General features: G+C 69.6%; 28 protein-coding genes. 18 read left to right on the forward strand and 10 right to left on the reverse strand.

The annotated features are described in order from the left end of the window. The 5 genes from B0F77_RS05300 to B0F77_RS05320 all read left to right on the forward strand — a co-directional run. A partial coding sequence (locus B0F77_RS05300; RefSeq protein ID WP_143466578.1) for an NfeD family protein occupies nucleotides 1-359 on the forward strand: 359 nt, incomplete at its 5' end. Nucleotides 360-390: 31 nt separating this feature from the next. Beyond that, the gene (locus B0F77_RS05305) at nucleotides 391-1,602 is read left to right on the forward strand and encodes an SPFH domain-containing protein (RefSeq protein WP_211293675.1); all 1,212 of its coding nucleotides are present in this window, start codon (nucleotides 391-393) and stop codon (nucleotides 1,600-1,602) included. A gap of 151 nt (nucleotides 1,603-1,753) precedes the next feature. After that, nucleotides 1,754-2,176: a YciI family protein gene (locus B0F77_RS05310; RefSeq protein WP_086661643.1), complete on the forward strand. Its 423-nt coding sequence runs from the start codon at nucleotides 1,754-1,756 to the stop codon at nucleotides 2,174-2,176. 28 nt (nucleotides 2,177-2,204) lie between these two features. Beyond that, the gene (locus tag B0F77_RS05315) at nucleotides 2,205-3,485 is read left to right on the forward strand and encodes an RNA polymerase sigma factor (RefSeq protein ID WP_086661644.1); all 1,281 of its coding nucleotides are present in this window, start codon (nucleotides 2,205-2,207) and stop codon (nucleotides 3,483-3,485) included. Nucleotides 3,486-3,569: 84 nt separating this feature from the next. Next, nucleotides 3,570-4,652 carry a hypothetical protein gene (locus B0F77_RS05320; RefSeq protein WP_086661645.1) on the forward strand — a complete coding sequence of 361 codons (1,083 nt, stop codon included), beginning with the start codon at nucleotides 3,570-3,572 and terminating at the stop codon, nucleotides 4,650-4,652. 36 nt (nucleotides 4,653-4,688) lie between these two features. On the opposite strand, the gene B0F77_RS05325 is transcribed toward B0F77_RS05320, so the two are convergent. Then, a complete protein-coding gene (locus tag B0F77_RS05325; RefSeq protein WP_086661646.1) occupies nucleotides 4,689-6,113 on the reverse strand; it encodes an amidase in 1,425 nt (474 codons plus the stop codon). A 50-nt stretch (nucleotides 6,114-6,163) separates the two neighbouring features. On the opposite strand from B0F77_RS05325, the gene B0F77_RS05330 reads away from it, so the two are divergent. Beyond that, nucleotides 6,164-6,670 carry a hypothetical protein gene (locus tag B0F77_RS05330; protein ID WP_086661647.1) on the forward strand — a complete coding sequence of 169 codons (507 nt, stop codon included), beginning with the start codon at nucleotides 6,164-6,166 and terminating at the stop codon, nucleotides 6,668-6,670. A gap of 24 nt (nucleotides 6,671-6,694) precedes the next feature. Here B0F77_RS05330 and B0F77_RS05335 read toward each other — a convergent pair whose 3' ends face one another. Next, the gene (locus tag B0F77_RS05335) at nucleotides 6,695-7,195 is read right to left on the reverse strand and encodes a CGNR zinc finger domain-containing protein (RefSeq protein ID WP_086661648.1); all 501 of its coding nucleotides are present in this window, start codon (nucleotides 7,193-7,195) and stop codon (nucleotides 6,695-6,697) included. Between the two features lie 26 nt (nucleotides 7,196-7,221). Between B0F77_RS05335 and B0F77_RS46955 the strand changes: the two genes are divergently transcribed. Both B0F77_RS46955 and B0F77_RS05340 read left to right on the forward strand, forming a co-directional pair. After that, a complete protein-coding gene (locus B0F77_RS46955; protein ID WP_143466579.1) occupies nucleotides 7,222-7,428 on the forward strand; it encodes a hypothetical protein in 207 nt (68 codons plus the stop codon). Then, nucleotides 7,415-8,029, forward strand: coding sequence for a TetR/AcrR family transcriptional regulator (locus B0F77_RS05340; protein WP_245847839.1), 615 nt, complete (start codon nucleotides 7,415-7,417; stop codon nucleotides 8,027-8,029). Before B0F77_RS46955 ends, B0F77_RS05340 begins: the two co-directional genes overlap by 14 nt. Here the strand turns inward: B0F77_RS05340 and B0F77_RS05345 are convergent. Together B0F77_RS05345 and B0F77_RS05350 are read right to left on the reverse strand one after the other, a co-directional pair. Then, nucleotides 7,983-8,660, reverse strand: coding sequence for a hypothetical protein (locus tag B0F77_RS05345; RefSeq protein WP_086661649.1), 678 nt, complete (start codon nucleotides 8,658-8,660; stop codon nucleotides 7,983-7,985). The two genes, B0F77_RS05340 and B0F77_RS05345, sit on opposite strands and share 47 nt — an antisense overlap. Before the next feature lie 35 nt (nucleotides 8,661-8,695). Further along, entirely contained in the window at nucleotides 8,696-9,394 is a 699-nt protein-coding gene (locus B0F77_RS05350; protein WP_086661689.1) for an SDR family oxidoreductase, read from the reverse strand. A gap of 48 nt (nucleotides 9,395-9,442) precedes the next feature. Here B0F77_RS05350 and B0F77_RS05355 point away from each other — a divergent pair, with 48 nt between their 5' ends. From B0F77_RS05355 to B0F77_RS05375, 5 genes are all read left to right on the forward strand, one after another. Further along, nucleotides 9,443-10,030 (forward strand): PadR family transcriptional regulator, encoded by a 588-nt coding sequence (locus tag B0F77_RS05355; RefSeq protein WP_086661650.1) that lies wholly within the window; start codon nucleotides 9,443-9,445, stop codon nucleotides 10,028-10,030. Then, complete coding sequence (locus B0F77_RS05360) at nucleotides 10,027-10,359, forward strand: hypothetical protein (RefSeq protein WP_086661651.1); 333 nt, start codon at nucleotides 10,027-10,029, stop codon at nucleotides 10,357-10,359. The genes B0F77_RS05355 and B0F77_RS05360 overlap by 4 nt, the downstream gene beginning before the upstream one ends. Before the next feature lie 81 nt (nucleotides 10,360-10,440). After that, nucleotides 10,441-11,304 carry a ferredoxin family protein gene (locus tag B0F77_RS05365; protein WP_086661652.1) on the forward strand — a complete coding sequence of 288 codons (864 nt, stop codon included), beginning with the start codon at nucleotides 10,441-10,443 and terminating at the stop codon, nucleotides 11,302-11,304. A 24-nt stretch (nucleotides 11,305-11,328) separates the two neighbouring features. Next, a complete protein-coding gene (locus B0F77_RS05370; RefSeq protein WP_086661653.1) occupies nucleotides 11,329-11,850 on the forward strand; it encodes a P-loop nucleotide/nucleoside kinase family protein in 522 nt (173 codons plus the stop codon). 68 nt (nucleotides 11,851-11,918) lie between these two features. Continuing rightward, nucleotides 11,919-12,548, forward strand: a complete 630-nt coding sequence (locus tag B0F77_RS05375) for a class I SAM-dependent methyltransferase (RefSeq protein ID WP_086661654.1) — start codon at nucleotides 11,919-11,921, stop codon at nucleotides 12,546-12,548. 300 nt (nucleotides 12,549-12,848) lie between these two features. On the opposite strand, the gene B0F77_RS05380 is transcribed toward B0F77_RS05375, so the two are convergent. The 3 genes from B0F77_RS05380 to B0F77_RS05390 are packed head-to-tail and all read right to left on the reverse strand — an operon-like array spanning nucleotide 12,849 to nucleotide 15,664. Then, nucleotides 12,849-13,772 (reverse strand): isopenicillin N synthase family dioxygenase, encoded by a 924-nt coding sequence (locus B0F77_RS05380; RefSeq protein WP_086661655.1) that lies wholly within the window; start codon nucleotides 13,770-13,772, stop codon nucleotides 12,849-12,851. Nucleotides 13,773-13,814: 42 nt separating this feature from the next. Beyond that, complete coding sequence (locus B0F77_RS05385) at nucleotides 13,815-14,564, reverse strand: ZIP family metal transporter (RefSeq protein WP_086661656.1); 750 nt, start codon at nucleotides 14,562-14,564, stop codon at nucleotides 13,815-13,817. Between the two features lie 14 nt (nucleotides 14,565-14,578). After that, nucleotides 14,579-15,664, reverse strand: coding sequence for an epoxide hydrolase family protein (locus B0F77_RS05390; protein ID WP_086661657.1), 1,086 nt, complete (start codon nucleotides 15,662-15,664; stop codon nucleotides 14,579-14,581). Nucleotides 15,665-15,716: 52 nt separating this feature from the next. Between B0F77_RS05390 and B0F77_RS05395 the strand changes: the two genes are divergently transcribed. Together B0F77_RS05395 and B0F77_RS46960 are read left to right on the forward strand one after the other, a co-directional pair. Then, entirely contained in the window at nucleotides 15,717-16,661 is a 945-nt protein-coding gene (locus B0F77_RS05395; protein ID WP_086661658.1) for a helix-turn-helix transcriptional regulator, read from the forward strand. A 2-nt stretch (nucleotides 16,662-16,663) separates the two neighbouring features. Next, on the forward strand, nucleotides 16,664-16,930 hold the full coding sequence (locus tag B0F77_RS46960; RefSeq protein ID WP_143466580.1) for an NYN domain-containing protein: 267 nt from the start codon (nucleotides 16,664-16,666) through the stop codon (nucleotides 16,928-16,930). Here B0F77_RS46960 and B0F77_RS05400 read toward each other — a convergent pair. Then, nucleotides 16,842-19,778: an NACHT domain-containing protein gene (locus B0F77_RS05400; RefSeq protein WP_086661659.1), complete on the reverse strand. Its 2,937-nt coding sequence runs from the start codon at nucleotides 19,776-19,778 to the stop codon at nucleotides 16,842-16,844. The two genes, B0F77_RS46960 and B0F77_RS05400, sit on opposite strands and share 89 nt — an antisense overlap. Before the next feature lie 29 nt (nucleotides 19,779-19,807). Next, nucleotides 19,808-20,359 (reverse strand): cadmium resistance transporter, encoded by a 552-nt coding sequence (locus B0F77_RS05405; protein WP_086661690.1) that lies wholly within the window; start codon nucleotides 20,357-20,359, stop codon nucleotides 19,808-19,810. Between the two features lie 95 nt (nucleotides 20,360-20,454). Between B0F77_RS05405 and B0F77_RS05410 the strand changes: the two genes are divergently transcribed. Continuing rightward, complete coding sequence (locus tag B0F77_RS05410; protein WP_086661660.1) at nucleotides 20,455-21,315, forward strand: SDR family NAD(P)-dependent oxidoreductase; 861 nt, start codon at nucleotides 20,455-20,457, stop codon at nucleotides 21,313-21,315. A gap of 9 nt (nucleotides 21,316-21,324) precedes the next feature. Next, on the forward strand, nucleotides 21,325-21,885 hold the full coding sequence (locus B0F77_RS05415) for a TetR/AcrR family transcriptional regulator (protein WP_086661661.1): 561 nt from the start codon (nucleotides 21,325-21,327) through the stop codon (nucleotides 21,883-21,885). Here B0F77_RS05415 and B0F77_RS05420 read toward each other — a convergent pair whose 3' ends face one another. Next, entirely contained in the window at nucleotides 21,886-22,389 is a 504-nt protein-coding gene (locus B0F77_RS05420) for a DinB family protein (protein ID WP_086661691.1), read from the reverse strand. A 403-nt stretch (nucleotides 22,390-22,792) separates the two neighbouring features. On the opposite strand from B0F77_RS05420, the gene B0F77_RS05425 reads away from it, so the two are divergent. Beyond that, nucleotides 22,793-23,770: a tyrosine-type recombinase/integrase gene (locus B0F77_RS05425; protein WP_086661662.1), complete on the forward strand. Its 978-nt coding sequence runs from the start codon at nucleotides 22,793-22,795 to the stop codon at nucleotides 23,768-23,770. The last annotated feature ends 124 nt before the right edge of the window (nucleotides 23,771-23,894 follow it).

A 23,894-nucleotide genomic window follows, 5' to 3' on the forward strand; every position in this document is an offset into this window, starting at 1 on the left:
TCGTGCTGGTGATGCTCGGCGCGGCGGCGCTGGCAGCGGCGGGCGTGTCCGCACTGGGTGCCGCCGACCTGGTGAGCGTGCTCGTCTTCGCGGTGTCGTCGGTCGGCCTGATCGTCGGAGCCCGGCCCTTCGTCAAGAGGCGGCTGCAGCTGGGCATGGGCGTCAAGATGCACCACGAGGCGTTGCTGGGCAGCAGGGCCGTCGCGGTGTCGAAGGTGGACGAGCACGGCGGGCAGGTGAAGATCGGCGGCGACACCTGGAGCGCGCGCACCCTCGACGGGTCCGTGATCGAGCCGGGCGAAGCCGTCACCGTTGTCGAGATCTCAGGGGCGACGGCCGTGGTCATCGCGGCTGTCTGACCCCAGAAGGATGTGAGCCGAGTTGGACCCGATCACCGCTGTGGTCGTGGCCGTCATCGCGATCTTCGTGCTGACCATCGCCGTCAAGTCGGTGCTGGTCATCCCGCAGGCGCAGGCCGCCGTCATCGAACGCCTCGGCCGCTACCGCAACACCGCGGCACCCGGCCTGAACATCATCGTGCCGTTCATCGACAAGGTGCGGGCCCGCATCGACCTGCGCGAGCAGGTCGTGTCGTTCCCGCCGCAGCCGGTGATCACCCAGGACAACCTGACGGTCTCCATCGACACGGTCGTCTACTTCCAGGTCACCGAGCCGCGCAGCGCGGTCTACGAGATCTCCAACTACATCGTCGGTGTCGAGCAGTTGACGATCACGACGCTGCGCAACCTCGTCGGTGGCATGAGCCTGGAGGAGACCCTCACCTCGCGTGACCACATCAACGGTCAGCTGCGCGGTGTGCTCGACGAGGCGACCGGCCGCTGGGGCCTGCGCGTCGCGCGGGTCGAGCTGAAGTCCATCGACCCTCCACCGTCCATTCAGGACTCGATGGAGAAGCAGATGCGCGCCGACCGGGAGAAGCGCGCCATGATCCTCACCGCCGAGGGCCAGCGGGAGTCGTCGATCAAGACGGCCGAGGGCCAGAAGCAGTCGCAGATCCTCGCGGCCGAGGGCGCCAAGCAGGCCGCGATCCTCACCGCGGAGGCCGAGCGCCAGTCGCAGATCCTGCGCGCGCAGGGTGAACGCGCCGCCCGTTACCTGCAGGCGCAGGGTCAGGCCAAGGCCATCGAGAAGGTCTTCGCCGCGATCAAGGACGGCAAGCCCACCCCGGAGGTGCTGGCCTACCAGTACCTGCAGACACTGCCGCAGATGGCGCAGGGCGACGCGAACAAGGTCTGGATGATCCCGTCCGACTACGGCAAGGCCCTCGAAGGGTTCGCCCGCATGCTCGGCGCGCCCGGCGACGACGGCGTGTTCCGCTACGAGCCGCCGGTCGACACCGGCGAGCGACCCAAGCCCGAGGAGGACGACCCGGCGGTCGCCGACTGGTTCGACACCGCGCCGGACCCGAAGGTCGCCGCCGCCGTCGCGGCCGCGGAGGCCGTGGCGCGCAAGGAGGTGCCCGGCCCGCTGAGCACCACGCCGCGGTCGGTGGGCGCCGCCTCGCCGGTGCCGGAGCTGCCTGTGTCCGATTTCGAGGGGGAGCAGCCGCGGTCGCTGCACCAGCCCGACGAACAGATCTGAGAAACACCTGGTCGAGCGGCTCGTCCCGGACTGCGGGGCGGGCCGCTCGAACTTTTTTCGGGCGCGTGTCGATCGAACGGCGCGCCCGTTCGACCTGAGCGTGAAAGGGTCCACAACGGACCCGCACGATCCCACTGGGGAGTGAGCACACATGAAGTTCATGCTGATCTGGCGCGTGACCTCGGACGAGGCCTGGGGCAACCTCGGCGAGATCGACTTCGACCAGATGCTGGAGACCGTCGGCCGGTTCAACGAGGAGCTGATCGAGGCCGGCGTCCTGATCGCCGCGGAGGGGCTCGCCCCCGCCGAGGAGGGCGTGGTCGTCGACTTCTCCAGCGAACCGCCGGTCGTCACCGACGGCCCGTACGGCGAGACCAAGGAGCTGTTCAACGGCTTCTACCTGATCAACGTCCCGACCATCCAGGACGCGATCGAGTGGGCCAAGCGGACCCCGATGACCGCGGCCGGGTTCAAGACCGAGATCCGCCGCGTGCCGACGATCGACGAGTTCCCGCAGGACAACGAGTGGATCAAGAAGGAACGGGCCTGGCGTGAGTCGACCGGCCAGCTCTGATCCTGGCGTCTGATCTATTTTGGGCCCCATGAGCAGCGACCCCACGGGACGCAAGGCCGTAGCGGCGGTGTGGCGCATCGACTCCGCGAGGATCATCGGTGCGCTGACCCGCTACACCGGCGACTTCGCGCTGGCCGAGGACCTCGCCCAGGAAGCCCTCGCGGAGGCACTGGTGACGTGGCCGCGCGAAGGCGTGCCGAACAACCCCGCCGGGTGGTTGCTCACGGTCGGGCGGCGCCGCGCGATCGACGCGTTCCGCCGCCGCAGCACCCGTGACGAGAAGTACGCCGCCCTGGCCCACCACCTCAGCGAGGGCGGCGCTCTCACCGGCGCCACCGAACCCGGGCCCGCGCCCGACGACGTGCTGTGGGACCCGGACCAGATCGACGACGACACCCTCGCGCTGATCTTCACCTCGTGCCACCCGGTGCTGTCGCGTGAGGCCGGGGTGGCGTTGACGTTGCGCGTGATCGGCGGTCTGACCAGCGACGAGATCGCGCGGGCGTTCCTGGTGCCGACCGCGACCGTGCAGGCCCGCATCACCAGGGCCAAGAAGACCCTCGGTGCCGCGAACGTGCCGTTCGAGGTCCCGCCGGTCGCGCAGCGCCCGGCACGGCTGGCCCAGGTCCTCAGCGTCATCTACCTGATCTTCACCGAGGGCTCGTCGGCGAGCTCCGGTGACGAGGTGATGCGCCTGGACCTCGCCGGGGAGGCCCAGCGGCTGGCCAGGATCCTGTCGCGGCTGATGCCGGAGGAGCACGAGGCCCACAGCCTGCTCGCCCTGCTCGAACTCACCGCCGCCCGCTTTCCCGCCCGGCGCGGCCCCGACGGCGAGACGGTCCTGCTCGAAGACCAGGACCGGCGCCGCTGGGACCGCTCCGCCATCGCCCGCGGCCGCGCGGCGCTCGCGAAGGCCGCCGACATCGGCCGCGGCTACGGCTACTACGGGTTGCAGGCCGCGATCGCCGAGTGTCACGCGCTGGCTCCGTCGGTCGAGGAGACCGACTGGGACCGCATCGTCGTGCTCTACGAGGCGCTGGGCCGGCTCGCCCCCTCGCCGGTCGTCGAGCTCAACCGCGCGGTCGCCGTCTCCATGGCCAGGGGCCCCGCCGCGGCGCTGCCGATCGTCGACGACCTCGCGGGCAGCGAGGTGTTCAAGGAGTCGCACCAACTACCCGGAGTACGCGGCGAACTGCTGCGGCGGCTCGGCCGGGTCGACGAGGCCCGCACCGCGCTGGAGCAGGCACTACGTTTGTGCGGCAACGAACGCGAACGCGAGGTCCTGTCCCGCAAACTGGCCGACCTGTAGGCGTCTGACCACGTGGGGTGAACCTTAAATCCGTTAGGGCGACATCTGTGGCACTCGACCGGGTGACGCGGGAATGATGTTGTGATGGACTCGCTGCCCGCCACCGTGGCCTCCGCGCTCGTCGAGGCCGACAGTGCCGACAGCGAGACGGACTGGCCGGCCCGCTGGCAGGCACTGACCGCGGTGTCGGTCGAGCTGCAGTCACTCCTTGTCACCGATCCCGGCCCGGACCTGGTCGCGCTGATCGAACAGATCGTCACCCAGTTGGCCGACGGAGTGGCCGGCAGCCGAAGACACCGGGTCGAACTGGCCGAACTCGCCCACCGCGTGCTGGGCACCCACGCCCGCGCGTGCGCCGAGACCGCCCCCGACCCGGTGCGCCTGGCCGACTGGCTGCTCGACCTGCAGCTGCGGCACCCCGACGCCCCCGACGTCGGCCTCGCCGCCTACGCCGACGCGCTCGACGACGAGGGCCTCGCGCGCTACCGCGAGCGCGCGGTGGAGTTGTTCGAACCGCTGCCGGTGATCGGGTTCGGCGAGACCGGCCGCTACGACCGCGCCCGCTGGGCGTTGCTGCGGGTCATGGAGGAGCTCGCCGAGTACAGCGAGGACGTCGACCTGCAGGTGCTCGTGCTGTCCAAGGACCTGTCGTCGGGCTGGCACTACCTCCAGGTCGCGACCGTGCTGCGCGACAACGCCCGCTCCGACGAGGCCCTGGACTGGGTGGAACGCGGCCTGCGCGCGGTAGGTGGCCGGGGCGCGGCGCTGCGGTTGATCGACCTGGCCGTCGAGGAGCACCTGCGCCGGGGGAACCCGCAGCAGGCGGTACAGGTGTGCAAGGAGGCGTTCCTCGCCCGGCCGAACCTCGACGTCTACCTCAAGATCCGCGCGCTGGTCGTGCACACCGACGACTGGCCGCCGCTGCGCGCCGAGTTGGTGAACCACCTCGTGCAGGACGGCAGCCGGCTCGCCATCGAGGTCTACCGGCGCATCGTCGAGGTCGAGCTCGCCCGGCGCGGCATCGAGGAGCAGGAACTCGTCGTCGAATGGCTGCACCAGCTACGCGGCCTGCAGCCCGACGCCTTCGCCGACTACCTGGAACACATCAAGTCCCGCCACGTCGCGGACCGTCAACTGCTCGACGAGTTGTCCCGACGCGGATTCTGATCGATACCACTTCGGATAGTCCGTACTCGTACTATCCTATTTCGCATGACCGAGGTCCGACGGGGTTCGGTCCGCCCACGGCCGAGCACGCTCGAGCTGGGCGGACACCGACAGCAGCGTGCACTCGTCGTGCTGGCGGCCGACGAGCTGCACGGCCAGCGGCAGTCCCGACGACGTGCGGCCCGCGGGCACCGAGGCGGCGGGGTTGCCGACGATGTTCCACAGCGGCAGGAACGTCGTGTAGTGCGAGGCCGTGAGCAGCGCGGTGACGACGTTGCGGTGGTCCCACTCGCCGACGCGGATCGGCTGGCGGGTCAGCGCCGGGGTGAGCAGCACGTCGACCGAGGTGAACACCCGGTTCGCGTACGCGGTGAGCGCGGCGTCGTCCTTGGTGGCCCAGCGGCGGGTGCCGCGCGGGAGGCGGCGGCCGAGTTCGCCGACCGCGCGGGTGCGGGGTTCGACCAGGTCCGGGAACTCCATGCCGGTGCGCGCGAGATAGGCGTTGTAGAGGTAGCGGGCGGCGAACTGGGTGGAGGCGGCGACGTCGCGCATCGGCGGGTCGAGGCGCACCACGTCGTGGCCGAGGTCGGTGAGCAGCGCGGCGGTGTCCTGCACGGCGTCGCGGACCTCGTCGGCGATGGCGATGCCCGGACCCCACGGCCGCAGCGACACCCCGATCCGAAACCGGCCGGGATCGGTCCGCGCGGCCTGGGTGAAGCTCGTGCGCGGCGGGTGCGCGACGTGCGCGTCACCGGGGACGGCGCCGTGGATCTGGTCGGCGACCAACGCCCAGTCCAGCACCGTGCGGGTGATCGGGCCGGCCACGACCAGGCCGCCCCACGCCTCGCGTTCGGGCGAGAGCGAGACGCGGCCGCGCTGGGGCTTGAGCCCGAACAGGCCCGTGACCGCGGACGGGATGCGGATCGACCCGGCGCCGTCGGTGCCGATCGCGGCCGCCGCCAGCCCGGCCGCCACGGCCGCGGCGGAGCCACCGCTGGAGCCGCCGGGGGAGTGCGCGAGCGACCACGGGTTGCGGGTCGGACCCGCCCAGCCGCTCTCGGTGTAGGGCCACAACCCCAGCTCGGGCATGCGGGTCCGGCCGATGATCACCGCCCCGGCCGCGCGCAGGCGGGCCACGATCGCGGAGTCGGCGGGCTCGGGGGTGCGGGCGGCGTTCGTGCCCTTGGTCGTGGGCAGGCCCTCGATCGCGATGTCCTCCTTGACCGCGATCGGCACCCCCGCCAACGGCAGCTCCTCACCGGCCGCCCTGCGCGCGTCCGCCTGCTCGGCCTCTGCCAGAGCCTTGTCGGCGAAGACCAGCCGGAACGCGTTGAGCTGCGGATCGACGCGCTCGATGCGGCGCAGGTGCTCGGCGACGAGGTCGCGCGCGGTCACCTCGCCGGACCGCACGGCGTGGGCCTGCCTGGCCACCCCGGCGAAACACAGCTCCGTCAGCTCCATGAACCGACCCTAAGCGCCGACAGGTGATCTACGGAATGGGAGTACCGCGCATGAGAGTCCTCGCGACGACGGCCGCGATCCTGCTCGCCCTGACCACGCTGGTGACACCGGCCCACGCCGCCGCCACGCCGATGTACCGTTACGAGATCATCAACCGCGCCAACAGCTGGCTGACGGCGAACAACGGCACCCGCGTGCCCTACGACCAGAACCGCACCTGGACCGACGGCTACCGCATGGACTGCTCCGGCTACGCGTCGATGGCCGCGCGGCTCGACAAGCCGGGCCCCAACACCGTCGAGCTCGCCACCTCGACCTGGACGACGTCGATCACGATGTCCCAGCTCAAACGTGGTGACCTGGTCATCGACGCGATCGGCGACGGCAACAACCGCCACGCCGTGATCTTCGACCGGTGGACCGACAGCGCCAAGACCCGCTACTTCGCCTACGAGCAGCGCGGCGACTGGGGCACCGACTACCGCTCGCTGACCTACGGCCTGGAGCCCTACTCCGACTACAAAGCCCGCCGGCTCAACAACGTCATCGACAAGTGAGGCGGACGTGCCGTTCGAGCTGAGTCACGCCGGCCGGCGAGTGCGGTGGTTCGCCACCGCGACGCGGTTCGCGCACTTGGTGGAGCAGAACCTGCGGCGCCCGTTGCGGCTGGTGTCGACGAAGACGGTGTCGCAGCCGTCGCGGTCGCACGCGCCGATGCGTCCGGCGTCCTCGCAGAACAACGCCGCCATGCCCGCCGCCGTGTACGCCTTCACGCGCACATCGGTCGGTGCGTCCTCACGGGCGTAGTGCAGGTGCGGCGCGCGTCCGTCGTGGGTGGAGATGTAGTGCGTGGTCGACGACTCGGCCAGCAACTCGTTGAGCAGCTCCACCGTCGGGCGGTGGAAGACCTGGCGCAGGCGCTCGATCCAGTCTCGTACGTCACGTTCCTGGCGGGCGTCCAGCGAGCCCAGCGGCTTGTAGTCGGAGGCTTTGAGCACGTCGAGCAGGTCGGCGCCGGGATCGGCGTTGACCAGCGTCGCGGCGAGTTCCGCCGCCGCCCCGCCGTAAGGGTTGAAATGCACTAGACCATGACAGCACGCTGGTGTGCATGATCGCCACCTGCCCCGCCTGCCACTGGTCCTGCACCTCGCCGGTCTCCTCGCACGGCGCCGTGTCCTACGTCCGCTGCGTGTGCGGCCTGTTCCTGGTCGTGGAGCGGGGAGTGCTCATCGCGACCGCCGGGACCAGCGCGTTCGCCCCGGTTCACCACAGCCGTGGTGATCTTGCTAGGGTCCCGGACCGTGAGCCGTCGTGATCTTCTGTGCGACACCGCGATCCAGATCCTCGCGGTGGAAGGCGGCCGGGGCCTGACCCACCGCGCGATCGACCGCGAGGCCGGCGTCCCCATCGGCACCACCAAGAACTACTTCCCGACCCGCGAGGCGATCCTCACCGCCTCCGCGGCCAGGATGACCGCCCTGCACCGCGCCGCCGTCGACCGCCTGCGTGAGACCACCCCGGCCGACATCAGCGCCTCCGACGTCGCCGAGCTCTACCCGGCCCTGCTGCGCCGCGCGGTGGCCGACGACCCGACCCAGATGCTCGCGATGGTCGAGCTGTACCTGGAAGCGGTCCGCCGGCCCGGCGTGCGCGCGGCCCTGTCCGGCATGGTGCTGGCCAACGCCGAGGCGGCCGCGACCCTGCAGCGGGCGGCGGGCCTGCCCGCCACGGTCCGCGACACCGGTCTGCTGGACGCCTACTTCCTCGGGGTGGCGATCTCGCTGCTGGCACTGCCGACGGAGACCCTGCGCACCGTCGGCCTCGACGACCCGTACGCGCTGGGAATCGGCGTGTTCTCCGCGACCGTCCCTAGCGCCGGCCAGTCACCAGAACAGAGATCAGCAGAATCAGGCTGATCACCGCCGGCACCACGCAGGCCACCGCGAGCATCGCCAGCCCGAACTGGTCGCCGCCCTCCCCGGTGTGCGGCACGGCGGTGATCGCCCACGCGGCGACCCCGCCACCGACGAGCGTGATGCTCCCGAGCACCGCCGCCGCGCGTCCCTTGTACTTCGTGCGCACCGGCTCGCGGGCCGCGGCGGCGCAGTGGGTGCCCAGCGCGCCGACGATCACGCGGCTGTCCTGGGTGAGCCCGCTGAAGTGCAGCAGCCGGCCGTCGTCGAACCGGATCGTGCAGTCGAGGTCGGAGCCGGTGTAGGAGTACTCGCCGCGCTCGGCGACGTCGATCGCCCGCACCTGCTCCCACGTCCAGCTGCGCCGGGTGCCGCCCAGGACGTGCGCGATGCCGCCGTCGTAGAGCTCGATCACCTCGGGCGTGCGGGCCTTGCGCAGCAGCACCACCGCGGCGGGGCCGGCGAGCAGCAGCGGGAACGCGGCGAAGACCAGCGCGTACTGCGCGCCGCCGAGGTCGACCACGAACATCAGCGTGAGCAGCAGGGCGCTGGCCAGGGCCACGATCAGCAACACGCGGCCCAGCACGCGTCTTCGGTCGGTGGCGACGGGATGAGAACTCAGCAGGGTGCCCATCCGATCAACCTACCCAGCGGGTCTGACAGTTCGGCTCAGGTTCCGCCGGTCACCCGCAGGATCGCGCCCGTCGTGTACGAGGCCTCGTCCGACAGCAGCCACGCGATGGCGTTCGCGATCTCGTCGGCCTCACCAGGCCGTCCCATCGGCACGCGCCCGGCCACCCGGTCCGGGCGGTCCGGCTGGCCCGACAGCTGGTGGATGTCGGTGCGGATGGTGCCCGGCTGCACGCAGTTGACCCGGATCCCGCGCGGCGCCAGTTCCTTGGACAACCCGATGGTCATCGCGTCGACGGCGGCTTTGGTGGCGGCGTAGTGGACGTACTCGCCAGGGCTGCCCAGAGTCGCGGCGCCGGAGGAGACGTTCACGATCGAGCCGCCGCTCATCCGCCGCGACGCCTCGCGGGCCACGAAGAACGCGCCGATCACGTTGACGTCCACGACCCGGCGCAGGTCCTCGGTGCGCAGCTCGGCCAGCGGGCCCGAGGGGGAGGTGATGCCGGCGTTGTTGACCACGCCGGTGATGTCGTCGCCGGCGGCGTCGAACAGGCGGGCCACGTCGTCCTCGTCGGAGGTGTCGGCCCGCACGGCCACGACACCGAGTTCCTTCTCCAGCAAGCGTGCCTCGTCGGCGGCCTGGCGATAGCTGATCACGACCTGGTGGCCGTCGCGCACCAGCCTGCGTGCGGTCGCGGCTCCGATACCCCGGCTTCCCCCGGTGATCACCGTTGTCATGACGTCCACCCTACCCATATATTCGGTGCCGAGTATCTGGGAGCGGATATGTCGTTCAGGCGCACGAACCCCCTGGCTCTCGCGGTGCTGGCGTTGCTGTCGGAGCGGCCCATGCACCCCTACGAGATGGCGCAGACCATGCGCGAACGCCACCAGGAGGAGGTGATCAAGCTCAACTACGGCTCGCTCTACACCGTCGTCGAGTCGCTGGCCAAACACGAGCTGATCACCGCGAGCGCCACGCAGAAGTCCGGGAACCGGCCCGAGCGGACCGTCTACGCGGTCACCGCCGCGGGCACCGGCGAGCTGCACGACTGGTTGCGCGAGCTGATCGCGGTGCCGGCCAAGGAGTACCCGCGGTTCGAGGCCGGGATCTCCCTGGTCGGGCTGCTGCCGCCGGACGACGCGCTGACCGTCGTCGAGCAGCGTGAACGGGCCGTGGCCGAGCAGCTGGCCGCGCTCGCGGTGCTGCTGGAACGGCTCGCGGGCATGGGGCTGCCGCAGCTGGCGTGGATCGAGCTCGACTACCGGATGGCGATGCTGCGCGCCGAACGCGCCTGGCTGACCTGGTTCGCCACCGCCATCCGCGACGGCACCGTCGGCGGACACGAGCACTGGGAGGACAAGCACCGATGACACGACTGCTGTTCGAGGTGAAGGGCGTGGTGCGCGCGCCGCTGGAGGACGTGCGCGAGCGGATGTTCGCCGACGCCGGGGTGTCCGGGTCGCATCGGCTGGTCGACCGGGATCAGGGCGTGATCGCGTACTGGGGCGACTGGTGGTACCGCGGTGAGGACACGCTGCATGCCCATCCGGAGGGGGCGTTGGTCGTGCACCGCGTCTACAACATCGCCAAGCAGGGCAACTGGGCTCCCTACCTGGCGAACAAGCTGTTCATCGGTTACCGCGCGCGACTCGAGGCGGGGATGAGGGACCGGGTCGCGCAGCTGGAGGGCCGGACCTGATCACGTTTCGTCGCGACGGGTCCGGTGTAGCCGGTAAGGGTGACCTTATTCCTCACCCGAACGGCCGTATAGAGTGTGCAGATGAGGTGCTCGATACTCTCCGACTTCGCGGGCGAACCGCTGGCCGGCACGGCCGCGACCGCGACGGCGTGGCTGTGCCTGGAGCAGCCGGGCCCGTGGGGCCGCGACGCGATCGTGGAGAGCCACCTCGACCCCGAACTCGGCGCTGAACTGCAACGCCGCGCCGCCGGCACGGGTGTGCGCATCCTGTTGATCCGCCGCCCCGGCAAGCACGCCGACCACCACCTGCCCGCGACCCGCCGCCTGTACCTGGCCTCGACGAAGCCCGGCGCGTCGTGGCTGGAACAGGCCGACCTCACCGCCCCCGAGGAAGCCCTCGAGCTCGACTTCGAGGCCCTCGGCGCGGGCCGTTCCACCGCGTTCGGCACGCCCGTGCCCGACCCGCTGCTGCTGGTGTGCACCAACAGCAAACGCGACGTCTGCTGCGCCCTGTACGGCCGTCCGATCGCCACCGCGCTCAACCTCTGGGAGTGCACCCACACCGGCGGGCACCGCTTCGCCCCGACCGGCGTCCTGCTGCCCACCGGTCACCTGTACGGACGACTCGACCACCAGTTGGCGCAGCGCGTCGTCACCGAGGGCATCGTCGCCGACCGGTGCCGCGGCCGTTCCTGCTTCAGCCCGCGCGGTCAGGTCGCCGAGGTCGCCGTCCGCGAGCAGCTCGGCGAGACCCGCGACGTGCTCACCGTCGTCGCCGAAACCGCCGACTCCGCGACCGTGCGACATGACGACGGCCGCGAGTGGCAGGTGGCGCTGACCGAGCAACCGGTACCGCCGCGCCCGGCCAGCTGCGGCAAGTCACCCGACATCGCGATCGCCCTGGTCGCCACCGCGATCGACGAACTGGCGCGGGTCTGCCAATAGTGCCGGGCCAGTAAGTTCGGGCCGGTGCCCGCACTGATCCACCTCAACGGCCCCACCGGCGTCGGCAAGTCGACCATCGCCGCCCGCTACGCCGCCGAACACCCGAAGACGCTCAACCTCGACGCCGACGAGATCGTCCGGCTGGTCGGCGGCTGGCAGGACGATTTCTTCGGCACCGTGGGCCTGGTGCGTCCGCTCGCGCTCGCCATGGCGGCCACGCACCTGTCGTCGGGCCACGACGTCGTGATGCCGCAGCTGGTGGCCCGCCGGCCCGAACGTGACAGGTTCGCCGAGACCGCCCACGCCGCCGGCGCGGACTACCTGGAGATCATGCTGCTCGCGCCCGCGGACGTCGCGGTGCGCCGGTTCCAGGGCCGTGATCACCACATCGACGGCGCGGTCGAGGCGCTGGGCGGAGCGGCGATGATCCGCCGGATCCGCGACCAGTTCACCCGCTACCTCACGCCGGAGTCGGTGGTGATCGAGACGGGTGAGGCCGACGCCGAGCAGACCTACCAGGCGGTGCTGGCGGCGCTGGGCCGGTGAACCCCGCGCGAACTCATGGCCTTTCGCCTCTGCGGCCGCCGCAGGGGCGGCCCCTAAGCTTCTCCGTCATGTCCGCGCCCACGCTGTCCGAGTTCGTGCTCGCCAACACGGCTCTCACACCGGTGCCCCTGGTACCCGAGGTCCTGCTGCACAGTGCGGCCGAGGCGATGGACCTGTGGGAACTGACCCACCACGACCAGCCGCCGTTCTGGGCGTTCCCCTGGGCGGGCGGTCAGGCCCTGGCGCGGCACCTGCTCGACCACCCCGGGCTGGTGCGCGACAAGAAGGTCTTCGACCTCGCCTCCGGCAGCGGCCTGGTCGCGATCGCCGCGGCGCTGGCCGGCGCGGACTCGGTCACGGCCAACGACATCGACCCGCTCTCGCTCGCGGCGGTGGAGCTCAACGCGGCCGCCAACGACGTCACCGTCACGACGCTGCCCGGCGACCAGCTCGACAGCGACGCGCTCGGTGCCGACGTCGTGCTGGCCGGTGACGTCTTCTACGACGCGGAGATCACCGCGCTCATGCTGCCGTTCCTGACCAGGGCCGCGGCGCGCGGTGCGCTCGTGCTGCTCGGCGACCCGGACCGCGCGCACCTGCCGCGCGACCGGTTCCGGGCACAGGGCCGCTACGAGGTGCCGGTACCGCTCACCCTGGAAAGCACCGAGACCCGGTCCGCGACCGTGTGGGCCATCTAGACCCCTGCCGAACCGATACCCGTTCACTCACCCGAACCACACCAGCCCCATTTTCAGACACGCGGGGACCCCGCGTACGACAGAAGCGGACGAAAGGCCCCCGCGTGCCCGACGGCAGACGGGGTGGGGACTGCGGAGCGTGCTGGCCGTGCGCCGCTTCACTCGAACGAGTCTGCGGCGATCGAGGCCCTGGGTGGTGACCAGGTAGAACGGGTGCCCGGCGGGATCGGCGTACATCCGGTAGAACTTGACGAGCGGCGCCGGGTCCGGGCAATCGTGCAGCTCACCGACGGACCCCCACTATCCGATCGAGATCGCCTCGAGCTTGGCCCGCAGGTACTCGCCGCCCCCGACCTCCGGATAGCGGCCGTCGAGCGAGACGATCCGCGCGTCGGTGTCGGTGTTGTAGAAGAAGATCAGCGACACCAGGTCCTCGTCGGGGGCGGAGGCGTCCGGTGGCAGCACGCGGTGCGGGGTGGACCGCCACCGGTCGGACACCCAGCGGGCCATCAGGTCGCCGATGTTGACGGTGAAGGCGGCCGGGTCGAACGGCGCGTTCTCCCACACCCCGTCGGCGGAGCGGACCTGCAGGCCGCCGACGCCGTGCTGGCGGTCCAGGATCGTCACGGTGCCGAAATCGGTGTGCTCGCCGATGCGGAACTGTCCCGGCCCAGCGGGCCCGACCTGCCGCAGCGGCGGGTAGTGGTTGACGTTCAACGTGTACGAGGGCCTCCGCGTGTGCCGGGTGAACAGGTCCCGCGGGGAGTCGAGCGCGACGGCGAAGATCGTCAGCAGTTCGTCGCACAGCGCCCGCTTCCGCCGCACGTACTCCGTCACGGCGCCTTCGAGGCCGGGCACCTCGGCCGGGAACACGTTGGGGCGGAAGAAGAACGCGTCACCTTCGGGGTCGTCAGAGCCGAACGCCAGCGTTTCCTTCAGGTCCGGGGGAGCCAGGCCGCCGTCGGCGCGGCCGGTGGCCTGTTCGTCCGGTGGCAGCCAGCCCCGCCCGCCGGTCCGCACCGCGTAGGCCGACTTCTGATCAGAGGGCAGGGCGAAGAACGAGCGGGTCAGCCCGCGCACCTGAGAGCGCAGCGCGTCCGGGACGCCGTGCCCGGTGATCAGCAGAAATCCCGACTCCCGCAACGCCGCGTCCACCCGCGCCGCCACCTCGGCACGCCGCGTGCCGTCGAACCACCCGGTCAAGTCCACCAGCGGAACACCCATGGCTGCACTCCTACCGCCGCCGTGGCTCGAGCACCAGGTGAACTAGCCCAACCGTTCCACCACGAAGGCCGTCAGGAACCCCGCCGTGGTGCACAGCCCGGTGTAGAGGCGGGCCCGCTCGTAGGCCTCGGGGATCATGGTGTCCGCGATCATCGCCAGGATCGCCCCGGCGGCCACCGCCGTGATCACCGCGATGAGCTGCGGCGACGCGTCGGCCAGCAGCACGTTGCCCAGCGCGGCCGACACCCCGCTCGCCACCGCGATCGCGCCCCACACCCCGAAGACGTACCCGGCCCCGCGGCCCGCCTGCTTCATGCCGGCGACGCTGGACAGTCCTTCCGGGACGTTCGAGATGACCACCGCCGCCAGCATCGTCACCCCGATCCCGCCACCACCCAGCAGCGAGACACCGAGCACCACGGACTCGGGCACGCCGTCGAGCAGCGCCCCGACCGCGATCGCCGTGCCGCTACCGGTCTGGTCCTGTTCGGACGGCTGGTTGCTGCTGCGCTTGCGGTGCCGGGCACCACGCCGGGCCAGCAGCACGTTCGCCAGCACGTAGATCACCGCGCCGCCGAGGAACCCGGCCGAGGTGGCGAGCAGCCCGCCGTTGCGCTCCGCCTCGTCCATCAGCTCGAACGCCGCCGCCGCGGTCAGCACGCCCGCGCCGAACGCCATCACGACGGCCACGACATCGCGCGGCACCCGCAGGAACCAGGCGACGAGCGCGCCCGCCACGAGCGCACCGCCGCCTGCCAGTCCCCACAGACCCGCTTCAACCCACTGTGACATTTCCCGGGGATGTCCTAGATCTTGGCGAAGTACACCTTCAGATCATCGGCGAGCAGCTCCGGCACCTGGTGACCGGAGTAGTGACCGCCACGATCGAACTCCGACCAGTGAACCAGGTTGTGGTGATCGCGCTCGGCGAAGCGGCGGATGGTCTGGAAGTCGTTCGCGAAGATCGCCACCCCCAGCGGGAACGTCGTCGGTTCGGCCGGCACGTCCTCGCGGTGCGCGTCCTCGTAGTACAGCCGCGCCGAGGAACCCGAGGTGTTGGTGAACCAGTAGATCGACACGTTGGCCAGCAGGAAGTCCCTGGTCACGTCCGGCACACCCATCAGCTGCATCGTCCAGGCGAGCTGACCGGCGGGGGAGTCCGCGAGCGCGAACGCGACGTTCTGCGGCCGCGCCTGCTGCAGCTTGGCGTACCCGGACAGGTTCTCGTAGAAGTTCTGCAACACCCCGAGCCGCCGGAAGTCGTCCTCGGCCAGCCCCTCCATCTCGGCCGGGTCACCAGACGGGAACGAGAAGATCTGCGTGACGTGCACCCCCGCCACGTGCTCCGCCGCGGCCCGCCCGATCTCTGGCGCGATGAGCGACCCGGCGTCGTTGCCGTGCACCCCGTACCGGTCGTAACCCAGCCGCGCCATCAACTCCGCGAACGCCCCCGCGATCCGCCCGGAGTGCCACCCGGTTCCCGTGGTCGGCCCCGAGAACCCGAAGCCCGGGATCGAGGGGATCACCAGGTGGAAGTCGCCCCGCAGGTGCTCGACGACGTCCACGAACTCCAGGATCGAGCCCGGCCAGCCGTGGATCATCAGCAACGGCAACGCGTCCGGGTTGTCGCTGCGGACATGCAGGAAGTGCACATCGGTGCCGTCGATCTCGGTGATGAACTGCGGGAACGCGTTGAGCGTGCGCTCCACGGCCCGCCAGTCGAACTCCTCGGCCCAGTACCGCGCCATCTCCCGCACGTCCTCGACCGCGTCGCCGTACCGCGACCCCGCCCCCGGCACCTGATCCGTCCACCGCGTCCGCGCCAACCGGAACCGCAGCTCCTCGACGTCCGCCTCGTCGACCGCGATGTGGAATTCCCTGATCTCCGTCATAACCCAAGGCTAAAGGGGCTTGCGGCCAGCCTCTGTCCTAAAGTCTGCGGTCATGTTGGAAACCTCGGCACGCCTGCTGCGCCTGCTCGCCCTGCTGCAGTCCCGCCGCGACTGGCAAGGCAGCGAACTCGCCGACGAACTCCAGATCAGCCCCCGCACCGTCCGCCGCGACGTCGACCGCCTGCGCGAACTCGGCTACCCCGTCAACGCCACCACCGGCAGCTTCGGCGGCTACCGCCTCGGCGCCGGCGCCGAACTCCCACCCCTGCTGCTCGACGACAACGAAGCCGTCGCCGTCGCGGCCGCCCTGCGCACCAACGCCGTCACCGGCCTCGAAGAAGTCTCCCTGCGCGCCCTGATCAAACTCGAACAGGTCCTCCCATCACGCCTGCGCCACCGCGTCTCGGCGTTGCAACACGTCGAATCCGTACCCCGCGACTCACCAGCACCCGCCCTGGACCCCGAACTGCTCTCCACCCTGGCCGCCGCCTGCCGCGACTCCGACACCATCCGCTTCGACTACAACTCCCACCACGGCACCCCCTCACGCCGCCGCGTCGAACCCCACCGCCTGGTCAACTGGGGCCGCCGCTGGTACCTCGTCGCCTGGGACTGCGACCGCACCGACTGGCGCAGCTTCCGCGTCGACCGCATGACCCCACCGCAGCCCCCGTTCGGCCCGCGCTTCACCCCACGCGACTTCGACGCCACCACCTACGTCGCCTCCAGCGCCAGCTCAGCCGCGTGGCGCGTCCAAGCCCGCGTCCTGGTCCACGCCCCGGCCGAGGAAGTGGCCGCCCGCATCACCGCCGCCGTCGGCACCGTCGAAGCCGTCGACGCCTCCTCCTGCGTACTGGTGACCGGCGCCGACTCCGTGGAAAGCGTGGCCGTGTGGATCGGCATGCTCGGCCACGACTTCCAGGTCGTCTCACCGCCCGAGCTGGTCGCACACGTTCGCACCCTTGCGGCCCGCTACGCCCGCGCCGTACAAGACTGAGCATGGCCATCACCGGACGGGACATCGAGCGCCTGCTCTACACCGACACGCCCGACCCGATCCTGGTCGTGCACAACGACACCCCCGAGATCGTCGCCGCCGCCGAGTTGGGCGGCTACACCGGCGCGGTGGTGGTGTGCTCGCGGTCGGAGATCCTTCGGCAGGTGGGGGAGAGGGACCTCAGCGAGGAGGATCTGGCGGCGATGTCGGCCAGTCTGACGGCGGCCATTCAAGACCCAACTCGGCCGCGGCCGCTGTGGCCCGCTTGAACAGATCAGGCCTGCGCTGGAACACCTCCCGCAAGCTGACTCTGGCCAAAAGGTACTTCAGGTCTCGCACATCAGGCACCAGCTCGAATCGAAATCCTCGCTCATGCAGCCGCAGCCACGCGTCCGCTGTCACTTCGTTGTCCATGACTCCGGCGATCTTGGAAGTCCCTTCGATGATCGCTACGTCGTCGCCGCCGAGGCCGAGTCGGGCGTCGGCCTCCCGCAACCAGACCACACCGTCCTTGTCGGCCTGAGCAAGCCGCTGAATCGCAGACACCCATCGTTCAGGGGGTGTCGCGATCAACTCGATCCACGCAGCCGTCACCTCGATGCCGTACTGCGACGCCAACGGCATCACCGCGTCCCGGAGTGTCATCGAGAGGTCGTCCAGTATCACGTCCGGTTCTGACATCAACAGCCATTCGGCACGAACGTCCTGTGTCCGCTTGCTCCAGCTGACCGTGAAGCCGTGATCGGGGTTCCGATCCACCCAAAAGCACCGCACCACGCTTGTCCACTCAGCGTCCGCCAGCCGCGACTTCCAGAACAGCGCCTCCCGATGCCACTCAGCCGTGCTCAGCCGCAGGTCTTGTCCGTGGACCTTCTCCTTCAGCGCCACCGCAAGGGCCACCAGGTTCACCGAGTACGTGGCGTCCCTGGCCGAGTCCGTCATGACGTTCGGCAGGTAGACACCCCGCGACAGACGCCGCTCGTCCCGCGCCCCGAACAACCGCACCACCAGGTCGAACAAGCCGTCGTCGCCGGACCTCCGCGCGAACTCCCGGAGAAAGTCGAGGATCGGCACGCTGCTGGTCAGCGCTGTGAACGACAGCACCGAGTACAGCTCGGTGTCGTCCACAGTGGACTTACGACGCGAGCGTGCCGCGTCCTCGCGCTGGAGCACGAGCAGCCGGTCCCACACGAATCGTGCCACCAGGTACTCGCCGAACGTTGCGTGCAGGAACTCGTAGGTACGCAGCTTGGTCTTGTCCTCTCGTACAGCCTCCGTCTTCTGTACGAAAAAGAACCGCCCGAGCACCGTTTCGCCGGCAGAGAGAGGAGTTTGCGTTCCCACCTGCCGGTCAGGGGAGTCGACGTCGAGCAACTGAGCCAGATCCGACGTCACCTCGTGCTCGGCCACCCACTGCGCGCCCCGGTTGAACATCGCGAGCGCCACGACCGACAACCGTTCGAGCTCGGATTCGACGTCCGCGTCCAGATCGGCCTCGGACCGGTCCGCGTCGTCCTTGGTCACCTCGCGCCGGGCGAACCGGTTGAGCAGGCGCTCGTACAACTGCCCGCGGCTCATGCTCTGGTGATCACGCTGGAACGACTCGTCCACCGCGTCGTACAACGCCAGCATCAGCAACAACAGCGGTTGCGAGGCCAGATCCTCGTACTCCAGCACGGTCTCGGCGGGCAACGGGCGGTTCACCGCGTTCCACACGTCCAGCCACGCCCGGACCTGCTCCTCGGAGAACGGCAGCAGCCGCACGACGTGCGTGCCCGCGGGCAGCTCCAGTCCGGCACAGACGCTCAGCCGGCTCGTCACCACGAAGACAGCCGGCCTGCCCATGTCCTGGAGGGTCTGCTGGAAGTCGGCGATCGCGGTCAGGTACCGCGTCTGGCTGACACCGGTCGCCTGCAACAGCTCGTCGAACCCGTCCAGGATCACCACGGGCAGAGCGCCGCTGGTGTTGCGAGAGAAGTCAGCCCAGCTGACTGGCTCGTGCAACAGCTTGTGCAGGCCGTGCTCGATCTGTCGCTTGAGGTCGGCGTCGACCGGAGTGCTGCGCAGCTCCACTCGCACCACGGCGAAGTCCGACGCGGGCAGCCGAGCGGCCAGCATTTCGGTCAGCACCGACTTGCCGGAGCCCGGGTCACCCAGCACCAGCAGGGGAGCGGTCAGCGCCGCTGGAGACGTCAGATAGCCCACCAGGTAGGCGTAAAGGTCGTCCCGGACGGGCACCTCGTCCCACCACGCCAGCAACGACGGCGCCGCGGTCCGCTCGGTACCGAGCACCACCTGGAACCGAGGGTCCACGTACGCCTCGGCCAGGCTCGGGATCCGGACACCTTCTGACGACTTCACCAACGGCCGCCGCAACGCACCCCGGTACGCGCCCGCCAACTCGGCGAGCCGCACTTCGGGGGTCAGGTCGGTCGTGGTCTCACGCAGCACTTCTTCTAGCCGGGCCAACGCCGATCGCGTCGAGCGGGCGTCGTGGATCGCGCACCAGAACCTGATCTCCGGATACTCCGCCGCGAGCTGGCCGAGCAGTTCCTCGTACCGCTCGATGGCCCGCGTCGGCGCACCCCGTACAGCGGCCTCGTGGACGCGGTCGCGTTCGGTCTCGTTGAGGTCGTCCCAGGAGGCCGCGTTCGACATCGCCTCGCGCAGGTACGCGCCGAGCTCCCCGTACAAACGCCGCAAAGCGACCAGGTTCTTCTCGTAAGGACGACCCACCGACGGAAGCGGCAGATCCAAGTCCCACGGGTTGTACTTCGCGACCAGCTCGCGGTCCTTCGCCGCGAGCTTGACCGGTAGCCGTTGTTCCTCGAACGCCTCGAAGAACGCGGTCATGACCAGCACGGCGTGGGCGGCGTGCAACTGCTGAGTGCGGGTGTAACGGCTGACCTTGCGGCGCTTCTCCGACACCTTGGAGATCAGCTCGTTGCTGAGGCGGATGAAATCCGGCTTGGCGTCGAACAGGTCCAGCACGTGCCACAGCCCCAACGAGCCCGCGAGCAGCGCGCCGTTCAGCAGCTTGTCCATGGCGGCGACGATCGGGTGCTCGCGTCCGCCGAGGATCTTGACGGCCTCGTTGTAGCTGTAGGTCTTTCGCACCCGAAGTGTCTACCTCACCAACGGGCCGATCAGCCGGAGAACAACACCAAAAGGCCAATCGCGATCAGCACGACCGGCAACGCGATGTGGCCCCACCTCGCCAGCGCGCGGGCCACCACCTGGCGTGAGGCCAGGAACCAGCCGGCCAGGCACCACACGCCCACCAGGACCAGGAACACCGCGACGTACACCCACAGTGAGTCCGCGACGGTGAAGACCGGGACGTAGACGCCGATGTTGTCCCCGCCGTTCGCGAGGGTCACGCCCGCCACGGCGAGGACGCCGGGTGCGGCGTCGGGCTCGTCATCGTCGTCGGAACCGCGCCACAGCGACCACGCCGCTTTGAGGCCCAGCGCCAGGGGGATGAGGCCCAGCCACGGGCGGAACTGGTCCGGGAGCAGCGACGCGCCCAGCGCGCCGACCACCGCCACCGCGAGGATGCCCGCGAAGCCCAGGTACTGGCCCGCCACCACCTGCCAGGCCCTGCGCGCCCGTGCGAAGAACAGGGCGAGGAGCACCAGGTCGTCGACGTTCGTCACCGCGAACATGCCCGCTGCCTGGCCGATCACCCCGAGATCCACGGGCGGCATTCTTCAGGCCCACGAATCGGATAGAAAATCCGGATATGTGCTAGCGTGGCCGAGTAAGTGGATGGACTATCCGGATGGAGAGAGTCATGGCCCGCAGAGCAGTGGTCACAGCAGGGACCGGAGGCATCGGACTCGAGACCGCACTCGGACTCGCCAAGGCCGGATACGCGGTCACGGTCGTCGGACGCAACACCGAACGAGGGGAGCGGGCGGTCGAGAGGATCAACGCAGGGGGAGGGGAGACCGCACAGTTCCTACGAGCCGACCTCGCCTCACTCGACGACGTACGAGCGCTCGCCACCCGGATCGACGACGTCGAAATCCTCGTCAACAACGTCGGCGCGATGTTCGAGGACCGCACGGAACTCGACGGAGTGGAGGCGTCGTTCGTCGTCAACCACCTCTCGCCCTACCTGCTCACCGAACTGCTGCTACCGAGGCTGAGCAAAGTCGTGAACGTGACGACAGGAGCCGTCGTGCTGGCCAAGAAGACGTTCCACGAGGTCGAACCACCCGGCGGCTACTACGGCTTCCACTGGTACGGACGCGCCAAGCTCGCGAACCTCGCCTACACCCTCGACCTCGCCCGCCGACTCGACGGAACCGGCGTCACGGTGTTCGCCGCCGACCCCGGCGGCGCCGCCACCGACATGACCGACGGCACCCTGCGCAAACCCAAGATCGTCTCGCCCGGACTGCGGCTGCTCTGGCCCCTGGTACGCCGCAAGTTCGAACGCTCCACCTCCGGACCGGCATCGGTCGCGGCACGATCCTCGATCATCGCCGCCACCGACGAGACACTGCCGACCGGCACCATGATCGGAGCCCACGGCCTGCCCGTGACACCCAGCAAGGCAGCCACCGACCCCCGCATCGCCCAAGCCGTCCGCACACTCAGCGAGCGGCACGCACCACTCGTCCAGGTTCCGGATGAGGTATCCAATTAGACTGGACACATGACGCCGCTGCGGAAGGACGCCGCCCGCAACTGGGACCGCATCATCACCGTCGCCAGGGAACTCGTCGACGAAGGCACCCCGCTGCAGCTCAACGACGTCGCCCGCCGCGCAGGACTCGGCGTCGGCACCGTCTACCGGCACTTCCCGACCACCGAAGCGCTCCTCGAAACCGTCGCCACCCCCTGCCTCGAACAACTCGCCGGCCACGGCGACGAAGCACTCCGCGACGACGACCCCTGGCACGCCTTCTCCGACTTCCTCACCCGGCTCGTCGAAGCCCAGGTCAGCGACCCCGCACTCGTCAAAGTCGCCGGCACCGCCCACGACACACTGCCGCGCACCACCGAACTCAAAAAGCAGCTCATCGCCACCGGCACCGAACTGCTCACCCGCGCCCGCGCCGCCGGCGTCGTCCACCCCGACCTCGCCGACAACGACCTCGTCCCACTCATGTGCGGCATCGCCTACGCCACCTACGTCCACAGCGACACCCCGGCCGACCGGCTCCCCACCGCCCGCCGCTACCTCGACACCCTGCTCCGCGGCCTGCACACCTGACTACGGGGGAGTCGGCCCCACACCCGTCGCACCGTCGATCTGCTCCCGCAAGATGTCCGCGTGCCCCGCATGCCGAGCCGTCTCGGTCAGCAGATGCACCAACACGTTGAACAACAACACGTCAGGACGCGGCCACCACGGCACATAACCGGGGGAGTCCACCGCAAGAGCATCGATCGTCGCGTCCGAATGCACCCACACGCGCCGATAACGAGCAACGATCTCCTCGCGCGTCTCGTGCTCCGCAGCCCGCATGTCCGCACCACGCGCCGCCAGGTCGTCCCACCGCGGCATCGGCTCGGGAAACGGCCGGCCGAACACCTCACCGAAATATCGCGACTCCGACAGCGCCAGATGCTTCACCAGGCCCAGCAGGTTCGTGCCGCTGGCGGTGAGCGGGCGCCGGATGTCGGCGTCGGGCAGACCGTCCAGCTTCCACACCAACGTCTCACGCAACTCACGCAGGTCGCTGTGCAGGTACGCCTTGGCGAATTCGTCGATCATGACAACGAGGACGGCCGCGCGGCCGGCAGGTTCCATCAAGCCGGGAGAGACCCTCCAGGCGGGCCGGATCCACGTTACTTGACATAATGTAGATTATCGGCGAAACGGCGACCTGCGAAGATCGTCTTCAGAAGGGGCTGAAACGCCTGTGTTGGCGCGTCTGCAAGTGTCAGCCAACGGGCAGGCCGGCTGCACTTGCAGACGCCACAACATCTGAACCGGCGATGTCGGAGCGCGGTCGACACCGACGTGTCGTCAGTGAGACGTACGTAGAGGTGCGTCATTACGCTCACGATCCCCGACAAGTGACGCCACCTGGTCCAGCGTCCGGCGAACTCGGGCAAAATGGACATTTCATGCATAATCGCTATTATCCAGCACGGAACACGGAATTGTCGGTGGCGTGCGGTACAAGATCCATATGCACGTGCTCGCCGCCCAGGACGCCTTCTTCCTCGCCCGCCGGACTCGCAAGGACTCGCCGCACACCACAGCGGCCTACCAGCGCGATCTCTCCGGCGTGAACACACTCCTGGCCGAGACACTCTCCTCCCCCGTCGAAGACCTCACGACACACCACCTCACCGGCTCCAACCTCCGCAACGCCTTCGGGTTGTTCGCCGACACCCACGCCAAGAGCTCCGTGCTGCGGGCCTGGTCGACGTGGAACCAGTTCCTGACGTTCTGCGTGGCCGAGGACCTCATCGCCGGCAACCCGATGGGCGCCGTCGCCCGTCCCAAGACGCCTCCGCTCGTCCCCAAGCCGCTGCGTGGCGAGGACACCCCCGAGCAACTCCTCACGGCCGCCGCGGAAGGCGCGCGCAAAGGTCGTGACCCGTGGCCCGAGCGGGACGTGCTGGTGATCGCGCTGGGGTTGGTCGCGGGTCTGCGCAGCGCGGAGATGCGCACGCTCACGCTGGCGAGCGTCGTCGGCCGGGAAGGTGACCAGAGGCTGCACGTGAAGGGCAAGGGCAACCGGGATCGGAGTGTGCCGATCGAGCCGCCGATGGAGCGGATCGTGGACGCCTACCTCAAGAGTTGCCGGCAGCGCTTCCCGCAGGGGCGTTTCGATCGTGAGTCGGCGTTGCTGCGGGACCGGCACGGTGAGCCGATCGGTCGTGGTGGTCTGGAGTATCTGGTGAAGTCGTGTTTCCGGTGGGCGGGGTTGAACGACAGGGTGCCGACGGGTGCGAATCTGCATGCGCTGCGGCACACGTTCGCGACGCGGTTGGCGGAGGATGGGGCGTCGGCGAGCGAGATCATGGCGTTGCTGGGGCATGCGAGTTTGGCGACGAGTCAGAACTACATCGAGGCGACGGCGCGGGAGCGTCGGGCGGCGGTGGCGAGCAATCGGACGTATCGGGCGCTCAAGGACATCTAGCGGTGCTCTACCGCGGTAGGGCACTCTCGGCTGAAGCGCAGTGGGCCGGGGGTCGCTCAGTTGCCGGATCGTTAGGCCAAGTGGGTGACCTGATAGTGCGAAAACCGCATTTCAGGGGTACCCA

Source organism: Lentzea kentuckyensis, from assembly GCF_002150765.1.
Taxonomy (GTDB): Bacteria; Actinomycetota; Actinomycetes; order Mycobacteriales; family Pseudonocardiaceae; genus Lentzea; species Lentzea kentuckyensis.